This window comes from Ruegeria sp. BE9 (assembly GCF_056538765.1).
The window spans coordinates 535853-553773 of record NZ_JBQFTS010000001.1 but is presented as its reverse complement, the minus strand read 5'-3'; the positions used below and the strand labels follow the sequence as shown (position 1 = coordinate 553773).

Annotated in this window: 15 protein-coding genes; 12 read left to right on the top strand and 3 right to left on the bottom strand. The window is 56.0% G+C overall.

Annotated elements, in window-relative coordinates:
• The first annotated feature begins 3 nt into the window (after positions 1 to 3).
• From gpt to trpE, 4 genes are all read left to right on the top strand, one after another.
• Positions 4 to 513, top strand: coding sequence for a xanthine phosphoribosyltransferase (gene gpt, locus ACR0EO_RS02670; RefSeq protein WP_480686876.1), 510 nt, complete (start codon positions 4 to 6; stop codon positions 511 to 513).
• 30 nt (positions 514 to 543) lie between these two features.
• Positions 544 to 1719, top strand: a complete 1176-nt coding sequence (locus ACR0EO_RS02665) for an aminotransferase (RefSeq protein ID WP_480686875.1) — start codon at positions 544 to 546, stop codon at positions 1717 to 1719.
• A gap of 79 nt (positions 1720 to 1798) precedes the next feature.
• Positions 1799 to 3640, top strand: coding sequence for a peptidyl-prolyl cis-trans isomerase (locus ACR0EO_RS02660; protein WP_480686874.1), 1842 nt, complete (start codon positions 1799 to 1801; stop codon positions 3638 to 3640).
• Between the two features lie 12 nt (positions 3641 to 3652).
• The gene (trpE, locus tag ACR0EO_RS02655) at positions 3653 to 5164 is read left to right on the top strand and encodes an anthranilate synthase component I (protein WP_480686873.1); all 1512 of its coding nucleotides are present in this window, start codon (positions 3653 to 3655) and stop codon (positions 5162 to 5164) included.
• A 44-nt stretch (positions 5165 to 5208) separates the two neighbouring features.
• Here trpE and ACR0EO_RS02650 read toward each other — a convergent pair whose 3' ends face one another.
• Positions 5209 to 6723 (bottom strand): divergent polysaccharide deacetylase family protein, encoded by a 1515-nt coding sequence (locus ACR0EO_RS02650; RefSeq protein WP_480686872.1) that lies wholly within the window; start codon positions 6721 to 6723, stop codon positions 5209 to 5211.
• A gap of 195 nt (positions 6724 to 6918) precedes the next feature.
• Between ACR0EO_RS02650 and ACR0EO_RS02645 the strand changes: the two genes are divergently transcribed.
• The 6 genes from ACR0EO_RS02645 (at position 6919) to lexA (ending at position 11744) form a co-directional block, all read left to right on the top strand.
• Entirely contained in the window at positions 6919 to 7500 is a 582-nt protein-coding gene (locus ACR0EO_RS02645; protein WP_480688217.1) for an anthranilate synthase component II, read from the top strand.
• Positions 7497 to 8516, top strand: coding sequence for an anthranilate phosphoribosyltransferase (gene trpD, locus ACR0EO_RS02640; protein ID WP_480686871.1), 1020 nt, complete (start codon positions 7497 to 7499; stop codon positions 8514 to 8516). The genes ACR0EO_RS02645 and trpD overlap by 4 nt, the downstream gene beginning before the upstream one ends.
• Complete coding sequence (trpC, locus tag ACR0EO_RS02635; protein ID WP_480686870.1) at positions 8513 to 9325, top strand: indole-3-glycerol phosphate synthase TrpC; 813 nt, start codon at positions 8513 to 8515, stop codon at positions 9323 to 9325. The genes trpD and trpC overlap by 4 nt, the downstream gene beginning before the upstream one ends.
• On the top strand, positions 9325 to 9798 hold the full coding sequence (gene moaC, locus ACR0EO_RS02630; protein WP_480686869.1) for a cyclic pyranopterin monophosphate synthase MoaC: 474 nt from the start codon (positions 9325 to 9327) through the stop codon (positions 9796 to 9798). The genes trpC and moaC overlap by 1 nt, the downstream gene beginning before the upstream one ends.
• Complete coding sequence (locus tag ACR0EO_RS02625; RefSeq protein ID WP_480686868.1) at positions 9795 to 10967, top strand: molybdopterin molybdotransferase MoeA; 1173 nt, start codon at positions 9795 to 9797, stop codon at positions 10965 to 10967. The genes moaC and ACR0EO_RS02625 overlap by 4 nt, the downstream gene beginning before the upstream one ends.
• Before the next feature lie 78 nt (positions 10968 to 11045).
• Positions 11046 to 11744: a transcriptional repressor LexA gene (gene lexA / locus ACR0EO_RS02620; protein ID WP_480686867.1), complete on the top strand. Its 699-nt coding sequence runs from the start codon at positions 11046 to 11048 to the stop codon at positions 11742 to 11744.
• On the opposite strand, the gene ACR0EO_RS02615 is transcribed toward lexA, so the two are convergent.
• The gene (locus tag ACR0EO_RS02615) at positions 11738 to 13789 is read right to left on the bottom strand and encodes a ComEC/Rec2 family competence protein (protein ID WP_480686866.1); all 2052 of its coding nucleotides are present in this window, start codon (positions 13787 to 13789) and stop codon (positions 11738 to 11740) included. The genes lexA and ACR0EO_RS02615 overlap by 7 nt on opposite strands.
• Before the next feature lie 78 nt (positions 13790 to 13867).
• On the opposite strand from ACR0EO_RS02615, the gene gltX reads away from it, so the two are divergent.
• On the top strand, positions 13868 to 15268 hold the full coding sequence (gene gltX, locus ACR0EO_RS02610; RefSeq protein WP_480686865.1) for a glutamate--tRNA ligase: 1401 nt from the start codon (positions 13868 to 13870) through the stop codon (positions 15266 to 15268).
• Positions 15269 to 15390: 122 nt separating this feature from the next.
• The gene (gltA, locus tag ACR0EO_RS02605; protein ID WP_480686864.1) at positions 15391 to 16686 is read left to right on the top strand and encodes a citrate synthase; all 1296 of its coding nucleotides are present in this window, start codon (positions 15391 to 15393) and stop codon (positions 16684 to 16686) included.
• A 50-nt stretch (positions 16687 to 16736) separates the two neighbouring features.
• On the opposite strand, the gene ACR0EO_RS02600 is transcribed toward gltA, so the two are convergent.
• Positions 16737 to 17801 carry a PA0069 family radical SAM protein gene (locus ACR0EO_RS02600; RefSeq protein ID WP_480686863.1) on the bottom strand — a complete coding sequence of 355 codons (1065 nt, stop codon included), beginning with the start codon at positions 17799 to 17801 and terminating at the stop codon, positions 16737 to 16739.
• Between the last annotated feature and the right edge of the window lie 120 nt (positions 17802 to 17921).

Sequence of the window (17921 nt, the reverse complement as noted above, 5' to 3'; positions counted from 1 at the left end):
GTCATGAGCGCCAAAGACCGTCTGCCCCACGAAAAAGGGTTTCACATCAGCTGGGATCAAATTCACCGCGACTCACGCGCTTTGGCGTGGCGGTTGGACGGTCAAGGCCCGGACGACGGCGCTTGGCGTGCCGTTGTCGCGATCACTCGTGGCGGTATGGCGCCCGCAATGATCGTCAGCCGTGAACTGGATATTCGCACCGTCGATACGATCAGTGTCCGCTCCTACCACCACCAAGCACAAGGCGAAGCTGAGGTTCTGAAGGCCCCAGACGCAGGTCTGATGGGCGATGGTGAGGGCGTGCTGATCATTGATGACCTTGTCGACAGTGGCAAAACGCTGGAACTGGTACGCGCAATGTATCCCAAAGCGCATTTCGCAACGGTTTACGCCAAACCTAAAGGTCGGCCGATGGTGAATACATTCATCACAGAAGTCAGCCAAGACACTTGGATCTTCTTCCCGTGGGACATGGCATTGCAATATGTCGAGCCTTACCGCGGCACCGACTGACACACTTCTTTACAAAGCCAGAGACCACGCATGACTCAGACACGCACTGCCGCCACCTTCGCCCCTCCGGTGATGGAGGCGCGGCGCTGGCTAGAGGGCGTGGTCTTTCCAGAAGACCGCCCGCTAATCAATGTCAGCCAAGCAGCCCCGGTTGATCCACCGCCCTTAGCATTGCGGCAAGCCATAGCGGACTTTGCTGTAAACAAGGACGAGGCTCATTTATACGGGCCGGTGCTTGGCAATAGTGACCTGCGGACTGAACTTGCGCACCAGATTGGTCAGCACTACGACGCGCAAGTTTCTGCGGAGCAAGTCGCGATTACATCGGGCTGCAATCAAGCTTTTGCCGCAACGATTTCGGCAATCACTGATGAAGGTGACGAGGTCATCCTGCCAACTCCTTGGTATTTCAATCATAAAATGTGGTTGGACATGAGCGGAGTTAGAGCTGTTGACCTGAAAACCGGCGATGACCTGTTGCCTGACCCTGAGGCCGCTCGAGCCCTTGTTACCGATAAAACCCGCGCTATTGCTTTGGTCACTCCGAACAATCCGGGAGGCGTTGAATACCCAGCCGATCTGGTGCGCGCCTTCTACGAGCTGGCACTAGAGAACGGTATCAAGCTGTTGGTGGACGAAACCTACCGGGACTTTGATAGCCGCAGCGGCCCTCCTCACGACCTGTTCAGCCAAACGGGCTGGGAGGGAACACTCGTTCACCTCTATTCCTTTTCGAAGGCTTATCGGTTGACCGGCCATCGCGTTGGTGCGATCGCAACCGGAGTTGATCTCTTGGCCGAGATCGAAAAGTTCCTGGACACGGTAGCAATCTGTCCCGGGCAGATCGGCCAACACGCTGCTCTTTGGGGTATGCAGAATCTGTCGCAATGGGTGGCGTGCGAACGAGACGAAATCCTCGACCGCCGCGCCGCGATTGAAGAACAGTTACCAAAGCTGACAAGCAAGGGGTGGCGCCTGTTAGGGCTGGGCGCGTATTTCGCCTATTTCGAACATCCGTTCGATTTCCCATCGGACGAATTGGCCCGCCGATTGGTGCGAGAAGCCGGAGTTCTTCTACTGCCAGGCACCATGTTCATGCCCGAAAACGACCCGGCCGGAAAACGCCAGGTTCGAGTTGCATTCGCCAATCTTGACCGCGCGGGAATTGAACAATTGTTCGAACGGCTACAGGGTTTGTCCTTCTGAGCTTGCCCCTCGGCGGTGCGCGTCGTATTCAGGGCCGCAACCGACAGGGCAGTTAATTGCCAAAGAATAAGAGGGCACCATGGCCGCAGGCATGAAAAACCTTTCGAAGACCTTTGTCTGGATTCTCATGGGCCTATTGATGCTGGGCCTAGCCGGGTTCGGCGCAACCAGCCTAACGGGTACAGTGCGTACCGTCGCTCAGGTCGGAAACGAAGATGTTTCGATCGATGAATATGTCCGCGAGTTGCAACGTGAAATCCGCGCCGTAGAAAGCCAGACAGGTCAGCCCTTGCAAATGTCGCAAGCCCACGAATTTGGCTTGGACCGTCTCGCCTTGTCGCGCCTTACAGCTTTGGCAGCGCTAGATAATGAGGTCGGTGAACTGGGTATCTCGATCGGGGATGAAAACCTGCAAAAGGAAATCGTGGCTATTCCGGCATTTCAAGGCGTTAACGGCACTTTCGACCGCGAGGCCTATCAGTTTCAGCTAGATCAGGCTGGGATGACTGACACTCAGTTCGAATCGGATCTGCGCAAAGAATCCTCACGCACAATTGTGCAGGACGCTGTGGTCAGCGGCGTCGAGATGCCTTCGATCCTAACGCAGGTTTTGACTGATTACGTGGGCGCGCGCCGCAGCTTTACCGTCGCGACAGTTACTTCTGAAGCTCTGCCCACACCTGTTCCTGCTCCGACGGATGAACAAGTACAGGCCTATTACGAAGAAAACGCCGACCAGTTCACCCTGCCCCGCACCAAGCGACTGACTTACGCAATCCTTTCGCCCGAGATGTTGTTGGAAAGCGTTGAGGTTGATGAAGATTCTGTCCGTCGCCTTTTCGATCAGCGCGCAGAAGAATTCCAGCAGCCCGAACGCCGCTTGATCGAGCGTCTGACTTACCCCAGCCAAGAAGCCGCCCAAAGCGCAAAGGCGCAGCTTGAGGTTGGCGGAACATCTTTCGAGCAACTGGTAAGAGACCGTCAGCTTGAGTTGAGTGATATCGATCTTGGAGATGTCACCCGAGAAGACTTGGGTGAAGCAGCCGATGCCGTTTTTGCTGCGGATCTCGACACTGTCGTTGGCCCGCTGCCCTCTACTTTTGGCCCGGCCTTGTTCCGCATCAATGGCTCGTTGGCCGAAAACAACACTCCGTTCGAAGACGCGGCCCCTGCCCTGCGCGAGGAACTGGCCGCTGAACGGGCGCGCCGCCAAATCGAAGCACAGGCCGAAGACATCAACGACCTGCTCGCCGGTGGTGCCACTCTGGAAGAACTGACCGATGAAACCGAAATGGAGTTGGGTCAGATCGATTGGACCAACCAGAACCAAGATGGTGTGGCCGCGTATGAAGGGTTCCGCACCGCAGCCCAAGCTGTAAACGAAGGTGACTTCCCCGAAGTCGCATTCCTAGAAGACGGCTCAATCTTCGCTCTCCGCCTTGAGGAAACACTACCGCGTCGCCCCGAGCCTCTGGAAACTGCGCGCGACCGCGTCGTTGCTGCGTGGACATTGGCTGAAACCAACAAAGCCTTAGAAGAACACGCAAATACGGTGTCGGAGCAATTGAATGCCGAAGGTGACTTTACCGCCACTGAACTACCCTTCCGTGTCGAGAACGCCCTGACCCGTACCGCTTTCTTAGACGACGTACCGACGGACTTCATGAACCAGGTCTTTGAAATGGACCTTGGTGATCTGCGCGTTGTCCCGGGTGCTGGCGCGGCGTTTATTGTACGGCTGGATGAAATGCTGCCGCCCGCCGAAACAGACGAGTTGCGTCAGGCACAAGAGGCTCTTGAGGCGCAGCTGGATCAGGCGCTCGCACAGAACATTTTTGACGCTTACGTGCGCGACGCTCAAACCCGCGCGCGCCCCGTCATTGATCAACGCGCGCTGAACGCCGTGCAGTCAAACTATTAAAAGAGACCGAAAATGGCCCTGACTCCCGAGTTTGACAGTTTCGCCCGCGCGTACGACGCGGGCGAAAATCAGGTCGTCTACACCCGCTTGGCCGCTGACCTGGATACGCCTGTATCCCTGATGCTAAAGCTGACTGGCGCACAAAAAGACGCGTTCATGTTGGAATCGGTGACCGGTGGCGAAATTCGCGGTCGGTATTCGATAATCGGGATGAAACCGGACCTCATCTGGCGCTGCCGCAGCGAGACTTCCGAGATTAACCGTTCCGCACGGTTCGACGCCGAGGCGTTTTCCGCGCAGGACGGCAACCCGATGGATAACCTGCGCGCATTGCTAGCCGAAAGCCGGATCGAGCTACCCGACGATCTGCCACAGGCGGCTGCGGGGCTGTTTGGGTATCTGGGTTATGACATGGTTAGGTTGGTTGAATACTTGCCCGACGTAAACCTTGATCCACTGGGGCTGCCCGATGCGATCATGCTACGCCCGTCCGTTATCGCAGTTCTGGACGGCGTGAAGGGAGAGGTGACCGTAGTGTCCCCTGCCTGGGTTTCTGAAGGCCAATCAGCCAAGGCTGCCTACGCTCAGGCGGCAGAGCGCGTCATGGACGCTGTGCGCGATCTGGAACGGGCTATGCCAGCTGAATCCCGTGATCTGGGCGACGCATCTGAGGTTGCTCCCCCGGTTTCGAATTTTACCAAGTCCGGCTATATGGAAGCGGTCGAGAAGGCCAAAGAATACATCCGCGCTGGTGATATCTTTCAGGTCGTCCCGGCACAGCGCTGGACGCAAGACTTTCCGTTGCCCCCGTTCGCGCTGTATCGATCGCTTCGACGCACCAACCCTTCACCATTCATGTTCTATTTCAACTTTGGTGGCTTTCAGGTTGTCGGAGCAAGCCCCGAGATCCTCGTGCGTGTCTTTGGTAATGAAGTCACGATCCGCCCAATCGCAGGTACCCGTCCGCGCGGCGCAACGCCCGAAGAGGACAAGGCCAACGAAGTCGATTTGCTGGCCGACAAGAAAGAGTTAGCCGAGCATCTGATGCTGCTGGATCTTGGGCGCAACGATACCGGCCGTGTGTCAAAGATCGGCACTGTGCGCCCGACCGAAGAGTTCATTATCGAACGCTACAGCCATGTGATGCATATCGTTTCAAACGTGGTGGGTGAACTCGCCGAAGACAAAGACTCGTTGGACGCCTTCTTTGCCGGGATGCCTGCAGGCACCGTTTCGGGCGCACCCAAGGTCCGAGCCATGGAAATCATCGACGAGCTCGAACCCGAAAAAAGGGGGGTGTACGGCGGTGGCGTTGGTTACTTCAGCGCAGGCGGAGACATGGATATGTGCATTGCGCTTCGTACAGCCATTGTGAAAGACCACAAACTATACATCCAGGCTGGTGGGGGCGTCGTTTACGACAGCGATCCAGAAGCCGAATACATGGAAACCGTCCACAAATCGAACGCTATTCGGCGTGCCGCCGCAGATGCGGCTCGGTTCACGGGTTCAGGGAATTCGTAAGGATATCGGCTGGCCTTTTAGGCCAGCCTTTTTTGGTTCAGCGTTCACTGAACCTCTTTCATCATCACAGCTGAAATCGGCGCCATGGCCACACGGCCACCCCGATCCTCTAATCCCCACAACAGTAGAGCTGAGATTGTATCTGGGCGTAGCCGTCCCAGCATCACCACTGTGCCTTCCTGACCAGCTCTGAATGCAGCTTGATCCAGGAACCTCCGCATGATCTTGGGATCCTGGCGCGCACCATCGATATCCCGGAAAATCACTCCCGACGGCACACCGTTCCGCGCTGCCAGCTTTTGCACCGTGTTCAGACCATTATCCTGAGTAACCAGTCCGCGCCCCGTCCCAGCGGCAATTGCTGCGACTTGGTCGGCAAGCTTGCGATTGCCCTGAATTCCTGAACCTACCCCTTCGAGGATTCCGACAGTTTCCGGGAGGGTATCCAGCCAAACGGCCAAAGACACCTCAGCATCCTGAGCGCTCGCGGCCTCAGGCAGATCTGCCAATGCCAGTACTTCAAAACCAGCCTTGCGATGACGGATCATTTTCTCTGCAGCCTGAGGATCAGATGGGCTAACCGCAAACGTCAAAGGGTATGGAAAATCCTGAAGGGCCTCAGCCCCGTATGCGCCTTCATCGTCGATCAAGATAATCGACATTAGAGGTTTGGATTCGGGGTTCTCAAACTTGGCTGCGTAAGCCTCGATTGGTTTACCTGGTACAACGTTGGTTGCTACCGTCTGCACTTGAGTTGAATCACGTTCGGTCAGTGGGACCACCCGCGTTCCGACGGTTAGCTCTTCGCTTGCTTCCGCTTCACCGCCAATCTGCGGAACGGACGCGATTCGAGGCAAATTGCGCGGAGCGGTGTCCTCGTCTCCTTCGACTGCGATTGGGCTGTCTACGAAAGGATTCACCTCTGAATCCGTCCTATCGATATCTTGCTGAGGCTCAGCTTCGGCAACGTCCTGCACCGATGGCTCAGGCTCAACCTCTACCTCAGAAGTCGTCGGTTCGGCAGGTGGTTCAGTCAGGGTCAAGGTTTCTTGAGACGCCGACTCAGACTGCGTGCTGATCTCTGCGGTTGTCGGCTGAAGTTCTTCCGCCGTGGGTTCAGGAACAGACAAAGACACCTCTGGCAATGCTTCGCCTTCAGGAGCAGCTTGTCCTGATGGCGGCGCTTGCGGAGCGATTGGGGCTTCGGTCGAGACAACTACCTCGGTCGAGCCATCGACATCCGGAGCTTGCTCCTGACCAGTTGGCTCAGCGATCTGAGGTTGCGCACCGGCGTTGGTTTCTACATCCGAAAGGTCATCCAGTGTATCCGTGTCACCGCCCGAAGTTTCAGGCGCACGCGGAGCCAGTTCAACCAAATCCGCCTCTGGGCCGGACTCTGTTGCGGTTGCAGTCTGTTCCGGCGCCTCTAACGGTGCCGGCTCGGGAGCCAAGACTGTCAAATCCGGCTTTTTGGTCAGCGGTGTGTTCATGGACAGCACCGCGCCCAACACAACTACCACGATCGTTCCCACGATCACTCCACCGAGAAATCCGCCCATTACTTTTGCCTCTCGTCTGAGCCCTGTATCTATCGCCTGTGTACCGTCTGCTGCGGCATTCACTTACGACGGCGCCAAGAACGGGATGTCCCCTTGACGCTGCCGCACAAGCCTGAGCATGTATGTCCCGACATTATATCGTGGCTAGGGGCTGTATCGCCAGTCCGAAATGCCCAATCCGAGACAAGTGCCCAAATGCTGCTGCTGATCGACAACTACGACTCGTTTACCTACAACCTGGTACACTACTTAGGCGAGCTTGGCGCCGAAATGGTCATTCGGCGAAATGATGCGCTGGATGTTCAGGAAGCCATGGCAATGAACCCTGAGGGTATCCTGCTTAGCCCCGGCCCCTGCGATCCGGATCAGGCCGGCATATGCCTGGCCCTGACCCAAGCGGCCGCCGAAACCAAAACACCCTTATTGGGTGTTTGTCTTGGGCATCAGACCATCGGACAAGCGTTTGGTGGAGACGTCATTCGTTGCCATGAGATCGTTCATGGCAAAATGGGGACAATGCACCACACCGGCAAAGGTGTGTTTGCCGGGCTGCCCTCACCGTTTGAGGCGACCCGCTATCATTCACTGGTGGTCGATCCCAAAACATTGCCTGACTGCCTTGAAATAACGGCAGAGCTAGAAGACGGCACAATCATGGGCCTGCAACACAAAGAGCTGCCAATTCACGGCGTTCAGTTCCATCCGGAATCTATCGCTTCTGAGCACGGCCATGCCCTGCTCAAGAATTTCCTGTCCGAAATGAAAGTTCCTGCATGAGCGATGCTCTGAAACCGTTGATCGGGGCCGCAGCCGATCGACCGCTGAGTCGGGCCGAGGCTGAGCAGGCCTTTGGCATTCTATTTGAAGGCGAAGCCACACCCAGCCAGATCGGCGGGCTTTTGATGGCGCTGCGCACCAGAGGAGAAACTGTCGATGAATACGCGGCCGCGGCCGCTGTCATGCGCGCAAAGTGCAACCCCGTCAAAGCTCCGGCTGGCGCGATGGACATCGTGGGGACTGGCGGAGACGGCAAGAACACGCTGAATATCTCGACTGCGACGGCCTTTGTCGTCGCCGGCGCGGGTGTCACCGTCGCCAAACATGGGAATCGCAACTTAAGTTCGAAATCCGGTACTGCTGATCTGCAATCCCAGATGGGTATTGATGTAATGGTTGGACCTGCGGTTGTAGAACGTGCGCTAAATGAAGCCGGGATCGGCTTTATGATGGCGCCGATGCACCACCCGGCAACCGCGCATGTCATGCCAACACGATCAGAGCTGGGCACTCGCACTATCTTTAACATCCTCGGCCCGCTGACAAACCCGGCAGGCGTCAAGCGCCAATTGACAGGAGCGTTCAGCCGAGACCTGATCAGGCCGATGGCAGAAACACTAGGCATTTTGGGTTCCGAGCATGCTTGGTTGGTGCATGGTTCCGATGGCACCGATGAGCTGACGATCACAGGCATCAGCTGGGTGGCATCTTTGGAAGACGGCGTGGTTAAAGAGGTTGAGCTCCACCCCGAAGATGCCGGGCTTCCTGTGCATCCATTCGAAGATATTGTCGGGGGCACACCAGAAGAGAACGCCGTCGCGTTCCGGGCGCTGCTGAATGGCGAATCTTCCGCTTACCGAGATGCCGTTCTGCTAAACTCTGCAGCTGCGTTGGTTGTTGCCGATGCCGCCAGTGACCTGAAGGATGGTGTAGCCCAAGCTGTAGAGAGCATCGACAGCGGAAGAGCCAAAGAAAAAATCGCGGCATTGGCCCGAATTACGCAGGAGGCCGCATGACAGAGACGGTACTAGACAAGATCAAAGCCTACAAACTTGAAGAAGTTGCCGCTGATAAGGCGCAAAAGTCTCTGGATCTCTTGGAAAACGACGCGAGAAACGCCCCTGAGGTGCGCGGATTTGCCGAAGCTCTGCAAAAAGCTGCACGTAGGGGATACGGTCTGATCGCCGAAGTCAAAAAGGCCAGCCCTTCCAAAGGGCTGATCCGTCCCGACTTTGATCCACCGATTCTGGCCCAGGCCTATGAAGAAGGAGGCGCCGCCTGTCTTTCCGTGCTGACAGACACACCCAGCTTTCAGGGCGCCAAGGAATACCTGACCGCAGCCCGCGCCGCTACCTCTTTACCCGCCTTGCGCAAGGATTTCATGTACGACCCATATCAGGTCATCGAAGCACGCGCTTTGGGAGCGGACTGTATTTTGATCATCATGGCCTCGGTCAGTGACGATCAGGCCGCCGAACTCGAGCAAACAGCGTTCGACTGGGGTATGGACGTTCTGATCGAAGTACATGATGAGGCCGAGTTGGAACGCGCAACACATCTGAAAAGCCCTCTGATCGGGATAAACAACCGTAATCTCAAGACTTTCGAGACTACGCTTGATACTACTCGGCGGCTTTCGAAACTGGTGCCCGGTGACAGAACTATTGTTTGTGAAAGCGGACTAAGCGCGCCCGCAGATTTGGCTGACATTGCCCGATACGGAGCACGCTGCTTCCTGATCGGTGAAAGCTTGATGCGCCAGGATGACGTTGCCAGGGCAACTCGCCATCTTTTGGCCAACCCGTTGATCCCCGGAGGGATGTAATGCCGCTTACCCATTTTGATGCTCAGGGACAGGCGCATATGGTCGATGTCTCGGACAAGGCTGTTACCGACCGGGTCGCAGTGGCCGCAGGCCATATTAAGATGGCGCAAGAAACATTCGACCTGATTTCAGAAGGGCGCGCCAAAAAAGGCGACGTTCTGGGTGTGGCCCGTTTGGCGGGCATCATGGGGGCCAAGAAAACACCTGACCTTATCCCGCTGTGCCACCCCTTGCCGGTCACGAAAGTTGCAGTGGAATTGACTTTGGACCCCGACCTTCCGGGCGTTCAGATTGAGGCGACTGTAAAAACCTCCGGGCAGACTGGTGTTGAAATGGAAGCTTTGACCGCTGCCTCAACTGCTGCGCTGACCGTCTATGACATGACCAAAGCCGTGGACAAGGCGATGGAGATTGGCGGAATACGCGTTTTGCTGAAAGATGGCGGTAAATCAGGACGTTACGAAGCGAAATGATTACGGTCGAAGACGCCCGGGCGCTGCTGTTTGATCTTGTATCCACACTTGATACCGAGACCGTTCCACTGATTGAAGCGGCCGGGCGAGTGTTGGCACAGGAAGTTAGTGCCACCCGCAATCAACCGCCTTTTGCTGCGTCTTCAATGGATGGCTATGCATTGAAGGCGACCGAAGTCGAACTGCACGCAATGTTCAAGGTGATCGGTGAGTCCGCTGCCGGTCGTCGCTTTGTTGGAAGTGTTGGACCCGGTCAAGCCGTGCGTATTTTCACCGGAGCACCTGTGCCGGATGGCGCTGACTTTGTTGTCATTCAAGAAGACACTGAACGACGCGGAGATCTGATAGCGATTTCTGACGAACCCGGCCCTAAGACTAACATTCGCCCTGCTGGGATCGACTTTAAGTCCGGCACCACAATCTCTGCACCACGTATTTTACGCCCGGAAGACGTCGCCTTGATGGCCGCGATGAACATTGCCAACGTACCCGTGACACGTAAACCGGTTGTCGCTTTGATCTCGACCGGAGACGAATTGGTCATGCCGGGAGAAACTCCGGGCCCGGATCAGATCATCGCGTCGAATACCTTTGGCCTAAAAGCAATGCTTGAAAACGCAGGGGCTCACGTTCGCATTTTGCCAATAGCACGCGATACAGTTGCTTCGTTGGAAACGGCATTCGAATTGGCCAAGGGTGCCGATCTGGTTGTGACCATCGGCGGTGCATCTGTTGGTGAATATGATTTGGTCGCAGATGTCTCGCAAAGCCTGGGGATGGAGCGTTCTTTTTACAAGATCCGAATGCGTCCAGGTAAACCTTTGATGGCCGGACGTCTGGGTGACGCGGCAATGGTCGGATTGCCGGGAAATCCCGTAAGCGCAATGGTTTGCGGCTACCTCTTCTTGCTGCCCATGCTGCGCAAAATGCTGGGCACTGAACAAGTTTTGACACCCTTTCAAAGTGCTCGGCTAGCCGCCCCGATCGGCAAAAACGGTCCGCGCGAGCACTATATGCGTGCAATCATTGACGCTGACGGAATTCGCGCCTGCGCAGATCAGGACAGCTCGCTATTGAGTGTTCTAGCTCAGGCGAACGCCCTTTTGGTGCGTGAACCGCATGATCCCGAACGCTCCACCGGCGATCTGGTGTTCTTCTTGCCGATCTAGACAGCCCTCAAACCCGTTGACACAAAACGTGAACAAGCGTAGAACAAAAGAAAACGCATGACCGACGAGGTGTGAGCAATGCTGACCAAGAAACAGTTGGATTTGTTGGAATTCATCCACAAACGCGTTCAGGCGGACGGCGTTCCGCCTAGTTTCGACGAAATGAAAGCCGCGCTGGATCTAAGATCAAAATCCGGCATCCACCGCCTAATCACAGCGCTAGAAGAACGAGGCTTTATCCGTCGCCTTGCCCATCGCGCCCGTGCGATAGAAATTGTGAAACTCCCCGAGAGTTTGGGAGGAGAACCTACTGCCGCGTTCAAACCTCGCGTAATCGAGGGCGACAAACCTGAGGGTCAGCGCCCGGCGAACTTTGAGCCGGTTACAGTCGACGCACTAGAACTGCCGGTTATGGGCCGCATCGCCGCGGGTGTTCCGATAGAAGCGATAAGTCATGTCTCTCACCGCGTCGCGGTTCCGGGCAGTATGGTTTCAGGCAAAGGTGAGCATTACGCGTTGGAAGTGCGCGGTGACTCAATGATCGATGCTGGCATCAATGACGGTGACGTTGTTGTCATTCGGGAGACCAAAGTTGCAGACAATGGTGATATCGTAGTTGCGCTGGTCGAAGATCAAGAAGCAACTCTGAAGCGCTTTTTCCGCCGGGGAAACGCCATCGCTCTTGAGGCTGCAAACCCAGTGTACGAAACCCGTGTTCTTCCTGAGGACAAAGTTAAAATACAAGGGCGGCTGGTTGGCTTGATCCGCAGCTACTGATCTTCTTTGAAAGCGTGGTTCGCGTTGGATATCGGGGACCACAATCTACTTCCAATGAAATCCCTGCTGGTTGTAACGCGACCGTCCGTTAGCGACAGACTGCCTGTTTCGGTTAGGCGTTCAGGATCATAAACGCCGCAGTCTCCACTCAGTTCCAAAGCAACCGAAGACACAATGATCTGATCCGCGACGCATTCGTTGAAGTCTTGCGCCACGCGCGTTCCGGTTATGTGGACCAATTCTGTACCGTGCCAGACAAAACGTGGGATGGAATCCTGTCCCTTTGGCCATCGATACGCCGCTTTAGCTTGGTCTACACCGTCGCCGTCGTTTTCCAGCCAGACGGTCGCGACAAACCCACTGCCCTTCTTCTTGCTGAGTGCCCGCCCGTGCTCTGTCATAACTCCGACAAGACCGCCAGATTCAGCGATCAGCACGTCAGGACGGTGCCCTTGCCCCCACAACAAAAAAGCCGCAACGACTGGCAAACACCCCATCCATTTCATTCTACCTCGCCAAAGTGCCACCCATAAGGCACCAAGGGCGAACATCGGCAAAACAAAATGTGGCGGGCTGACGACATAACCCTGCGCTCCGACTAGGCCAGAAACCCATTCGGAAACGGTCATAATCCACCTTAACCCAAGACCCATGACCTTAAGAGCCAGTTCTTCTAAACCGAACGGGGCCAAGAGCGCCGCGACCACCGCAGACGGTACGACAATTGTGCCCATTACCGGCACAGAAAGCATGTTTGCCAGCAACCCGTAATGGGACATCGTATTGAAATGAGCCGCTCCGATCGGCGCCGTGGCGAGCCCTGCTATGGCGGAGGAAAGCAACAGGCCTAATACCGGCTTTAACCATTTTGGCCCCGGCATCGGGCCGAAGTCTCTTAGTGCCCCAAAGACCGCAACAAGAGCAGTAGTCGCGGCAAAAGACATTTGGAAACCCGGGCTCAACAGGGTCTCAGGGCGAAGCACCAGAACAACCAATGCCGCAACTGCCACAGCTCGCAGAGATATTGCGCGGCGATCGATTAAAATGGCCCCGAACATCACACTGACCATCACAAATGCTCGTTCCGTGGCCACGTTCCCGCCAGACAGCAACAGATAGATTACGGCAGCTGTAAGCGCGCAGAGCGCTGCAAGCTTTCGTACAGGCAAACGCAATGCCACAGCAGGAATGGCCGACAAAGCTAATCTGAAGACCAGATAGACAAACCCGGTCAACAGCCCCATGTGCAAACCAGAAATCGCAAGCAAGTGAGCAAGGTTCGATGCCCTGAGGGACTTTAATGTAGCCTGCCCCATCCCGCTGCGATCACCAGTCGTGACCGCTGCGGCGAAGCCGCCAACCTCTCCGGACAGGATTGCCCGAACTCTTTCAGAGATCGCCATCCGCCACGCAGTAACCCGAACGCCTTCGACGCCGTGATCAGCGGAGGCAATCGTCATAACGGGAACGCGCGTATAGCCTACTGCACCCAAGCGCTGAAACCACGCGTGACGGCGAAAATCGAAACCGCCAGGCTCGACCGGCCCCTGCGGGGGCGAAAGATGTCCAGTTGTCATAATCCGTTGCCCTGGTGCCAACGAAGCACCTCCGCCATGCAACGAGAGGCGCACGCGTTGCGGTCGGCGTTCTGCGGGAACATCTCCCATTCGCACCTGATCCAACGTGATCCGTAAAGCGTCAGAAGCGGAGCGATCCATCGCAACAATGCGCCCTTCGACAGGACCGTAATAGCGCCAAGAAAGCACTGGCTCAGCCATGGAGTGGGCTCGCGCGCCCGCCAACACGAACCCGACAGCGACCAGAGCCACCCCCGCTGCTAACGAAGCCCAACCCGATGAAAGAAATCGCCCTAGGAGCGAAGCTATCAAAGTTAAGGCAACAAGCCCCACATAGATCCGCCAATCTGGTTCAAAACGTAGGCTAAAGTACAATCCTATGCCTATCGCCATACATACCGGAGCCCATTGAAACAAATATCCGGTCTGGTTCAGCAATGCCGCCTCGACCCGTGCCAGAACACGCATGGTTGCCCCCGTCCTTCCGGCTCGTTAGACAGGCGCCAAACTAAGCCAGTCACGGTTACCAAAAGGTTAATCCTCACAATGTCCGATCAGGTCGTCACCCGCTTTGCACCCTCGCCCACCGGTTTCTTGCACATTGGCGGCGCGCGTACTGCGCTGTTCAATTGGCTCTACGCTCGTGGGCGCGGCGGTAAGTTCCTTCTGCGGATTGAAGACACCGATCGGGAACGGTCTACGCCCGAGGCAACTGCAGCCATCCTGCAGGGCATGGAATGGTTGGGGCTGGACCACGACGGTGACGTCATCAGCCAATTCGAAGGGGCGACCCGCCACGCCGAGGTCGCACATCAGTTGCTGGCAGAAGGCAAGGCCTACAAGTGTTTTTCCACACAGGAAGAGATCGCTGCATTCCGTGAACAGGCCCGCGCGGAAGGCAAATCAACTCTGTTCCGTAGCCCATGGCGTGATGCTGATCCGGCAACCCATCCTGACGCACCTTATGTGATCCGCATCAAGGCGCCGCAGGACGGAGCCACGGTAATCCGTGATCAGGTTCAGGGCGACGTAACCATCCGCAACGACCAACTGGACGATATGATCTTGCTGCGCTCGGATGGAACTCCGGTCTACATGCTGGCTGTCGTGGTCGATGACCACGATATGGGTGTGACACACGTCATTCGTGGCGATGATCACCTGAACAATGCCGCGCGTCAGATGATGATCTACGAAGCGATGGGGTGGGACGTCCCTGTTTGGGCTCATATTCCCCTGATTCACGGACCGGATGGCAAAAAACTGTCCAAGCGCCACGGTGCGTTGGGTGCGCAGGAATATCAGGCAATGGGTTATCCCGCTGCTGGAATGCGCAACTATTTGGCGAGGTTGGGCTGGAGCCACGGCGATGACGAGTTCTTTACGGACGAGCAAGCCAAAGAGTGGTTCGACCTGGACGGAATCGGCAAAAGCCCGGCACGTTTCGACTTGAAAAAACTGGAAAATCTTTGTGGTCAGCACATTGCCATTTCCGACGATGCTGCATTGCGGCAAGAGATCGAGGCTTATCTGGTAGCAGCCGATCTGCCGGTACTAACCGACACACAATCCAGTGATCTGGAACGTGCGATGTATTGCCTCAAGGATCGGGCCCGCACCTTCCCGGAACTTCTTGAAAAAGCACATTTTGTTTTGACTTCTCGCCCAATCGAGCCCGATGAGAAAGCCGCTAAAGCGCTTAGCTCAGTATCCGATGGTATACTGAAAGAATTGACGCCGCACGTGCAAAATGTTAGCTGGACACGAAATGAACTGGAGGAGGCCCTGAATTCGTTCGCTGAAACGAACGGGGTTAAGTTTGGCAAGTTGGCTGGCCCCTTGCGGGCGGTATTGGCAGGTCGGGCAGTAACACCTTCGGTTTTTGATATGATGCTTGTGCTTGGGAAGGAAGAAACCCTAGCACGGCTTTCTGACGCAGCGACCTGAGCCAAAGCTTCACATTTGGGTAACGCTGCTCCGTTAACACCTGGACTGCGCGTCACGCGCGCAGCCGTTGCCCGCGGCGTCGGACAGCGATCCGACACGCGCAAGATTGAGGAAGGGACACTATGACCGACAGCAAGAAATCAGCCACTCTGACAGTCCATGGCGAAACCTACGAGTTGCCGGTTCACTCGCCGACTGCAGGACCTGATGTCATCGATATCCGTAAGCTGTATGGCCAGGCGGGCGTGTTCACCTATGATCCCGGTTTTACGTCCACAGCAAGCTGCGACAGCACCATCACTTACATCGACGGTGAAAAGGGTGAGCTGCTGCACCGTGGGTACCCGATCGACCAGTTGGCCAGCAAATCGCACTTCTTAGAAGTCTGCTACCTGCTGCTTTACGGAGAGCTTCCGACGGCGGCCGTTCTGGAAAAGTTTGAAACGACCATCACGCGTCACACAATGCTGCACGAACAGATGCAGTATTTCTATCGTGGCTTCCGTCGTGATGCGCACCCGATGGCGATCATGGTTGGTGTTGTTGGCGCAATGTCGGCCTTCTACCATGACTCGACCGATATCTCGGATCCGCATCAGCGCGAGGTTGCCTCGCACCGCCTTATCGCCAAGATGCCGACCATCGCAGCTTGGGCGTATAAGTATCACATTGGTCAGCCCTTCGTGTATCCGCGCAATGACTTGGACTATGCTTCCAACTTCTTGCGTATGTGCTTTGCCGTTCCGGCAGAAGACTATGAGGTGAACCCGATCCTCAGCCGCGCGATGGACCGTATCTTTACCCTGCATGCGGACCATGAACAGAATGCCTCGACCTCAACAGTACGTCTGGCTTCGTCTTCTGGCGCCAACCCATTCGCCTGTATTGCGGCCGGTATCGCCTGCCTTTGGGGTCCTGCACACGGTGGTGCAAACCAAGCTTGCCTTGAGATGCTGGAAGAAATCGGAAGTGTTGATCGCATTCCGGAGTACATCGCTCGCGCCAAAGACAAGAATGATCCGTTCCGCCTGATGGGCTTTGGCCACCGCGTTTACAAAAACTTTGACCCTCGGGCCAAGGTGATGAAGCAATCTGCAGACGAAGTACTGGATCTGCTGGGCGTGGAAGATAACCCGAAACTGCAGGTCGCCAAGGAACTGGAGCGCGAAGCGCTGGAGGATCCGTATTTCGCTGAGAAAAAGCTGTTCCCGAACGTAGACTTCTACTCGGGTATCATTCTCGAAGCGATGGGTTTCCCGACTTCTATGTTCACCCCGATCTTTGCGCTGTCGCGCACCGTTGGCTGGGTCAGCCAGTGGAAAGAGATGATCGCCGATCCTCAGAACAAAATCGGCCGCCCGCGCCAGTTGTATCTGGGCGAAACCATGCGCGATTATGTGGACATCGAAAACCGCTGATCGCCTCAAATGAACGACAAAGTCCCGGACCTTGCTCCGGGGCTTTTTTACTATAGCAGGCTCAATTGATCACCGATTTGAGCCGGCTTTCGAAATAGATCGCACCGTAAGGGTTGAGTGCGAGTTTGCAGCCCCAAACGCTTCACCGCTAGTGCGAAACGTTTGGCGATCAGACTGGCATATTCGCCTTCACCACGCATACGGTGCCCCCAACGTGGGTCGTAGTCCCTGCCCCCGTGCATTTCGCGCAGCTTGGACATGATTTTTTCAGCCCGCGCAGGTTCGTGATCCTGCAACCAGTCTTGCCAAAGGCTCGACACTTCCCGCGGTAGTCGCAACATGATCCAGCTTGCCGAGACCGCCCCAGCATCCCTGCCCGCTTCCAAGAGATTTTCCAACTCGTGGTCCGTCAGACCGGGAACCACCGGGGACGTCATGACACGAACCGGAACGCCAGCATCTGTCAGCCGTCGAATAGTCGTCAAGCGTCTGGCAGGCGATGGCGCACGAGGCTCCATCGTGCGGGAAAGATTCGCATCGAGCGTTGTCAAAGAGATACCGACCTGGGCCAATCCTTCTTTCGCCATAGGAGCAAGAATATCCAAGTCTCGCTCGATCATTGCCCCCTTGGTCACAACCGCGACAGGGTGTTTAAACTCTTGAAGTACCGACAAACACGATCTTGTAATCGCTTCATTTTTCTCAATCGGTTGATAGGGGTCAGTGTTCGTTCCCAGAGCAATAGTCGCCACCTTGTACGCTTTGGAAGACAGCTCTTTTCTTAAAATGTCGGCCGCGTTTGGGCGAGCGAGCAACCGGGTTTCAAAATCCAATCCCGCGGACAGCCCAAGGTAAGCATGCGTTGGTCGAGCAAAACAATAGACGCACCCATGCTCACACCCCCGATAGGGATTGATTGAGCGGTCGAATGGAAGGTCTGGAGACCGGTTATAGGTGATCAAACTACGGGCTACTTCTTCTCGGACTTCCGTTCGAAGGGGCGGGATATCTTCCTCCAACTCCCAACCATCGTCGAAAGGGACTGTTCCAAATTGCTCAAACCGTCCGGCGTCATTTGTTGACACGCCGCGCCCGCGCGTGTTGGGCAAAACCATCTTTTGTTCCTCTATTGTTCTCATTTATTCATACAGAATCCCACCTCGGAAACAAGCCAACTGTCACGATTGGAGCCGCCCGCGGAATCGGCGTCGTTATATGCCTGCAGGCTAGCCTCA

Coding starts and splice junctions, on each gene's coding strand:
- lexA (WP_480686867.1), top strand. CDS start 11,046: ATGCTGACCAAGAAACAGTTGGATTTGTTGGAATTCATCCACAAACGC.
- ACR0EO_RS02650 (WP_480686872.1), bottom strand. CDS start 6,723: ATGGGCGGATTTCTCGGTGGAGTGATCGTGGGAACGATCGTGGTAGTT.
- gltA (WP_480686864.1), top strand. CDS start 15,391: ATGACCGACAGCAAGAAATCAGCCACTCTGACAGTCCATGGCGAAACC.
- ACR0EO_RS02645 (WP_480688217.1), top strand. CDS start 6,919: ATGCTGCTGCTGATCGACAACTACGACTCGTTTACCTACAACCTGGTA.
- ACR0EO_RS02600 (WP_480686863.1), bottom strand. CDS start 17,801: ATGGTTTTGCCCAACACGCGCGGGCGCGGCGTGTCAACAAATGACGCC.
- ACR0EO_RS02625 (WP_480686868.1), top strand. CDS start 9,795: ATGATTACGGTCGAAGACGCCCGGGCGCTGCTGTTTGATCTTGTATCC.
- ACR0EO_RS02665 (WP_480686875.1), top strand. CDS start 544: ATGACTCAGACACGCACTGCCGCCACCTTCGCCCCTCCGGTGATGGAG.
- trpC (WP_480686870.1), top strand. CDS start 8,513: ATGACAGAGACGGTACTAGACAAGATCAAAGCCTACAAACTTGAAGAA.
- trpE (WP_480686873.1), top strand. CDS start 3,653: ATGGCCCTGACTCCCGAGTTTGACAGTTTCGCCCGCGCGTACGACGCG.
- ACR0EO_RS02615 (WP_480686866.1), bottom strand. CDS start 13,789: ATGCGTGTTCTGGCACGGGTCGAGGCGGCATTGCTGAACCAGACCGGA.
- trpD (WP_480686871.1), top strand. CDS start 7,497: ATGAGCGATGCTCTGAAACCGTTGATCGGGGCCGCAGCCGATCGACCG.
- ACR0EO_RS02660 (WP_480686874.1), top strand. CDS start 1,799: ATGGCCGCAGGCATGAAAAACCTTTCGAAGACCTTTGTCTGGATTCTC.
- gltX (WP_480686865.1), top strand. CDS start 13,868: ATGTCCGATCAGGTCGTCACCCGCTTTGCACCCTCGCCCACCGGTTTC.
- moaC (WP_480686869.1), top strand. CDS start 9,325: ATGCCGCTTACCCATTTTGATGCTCAGGGACAGGCGCATATGGTCGAT.
- gpt (WP_480686876.1), top strand. CDS start 4: ATGAGCGCCAAAGACCGTCTGCCCCACGAAAAAGGGTTTCACATCAGC.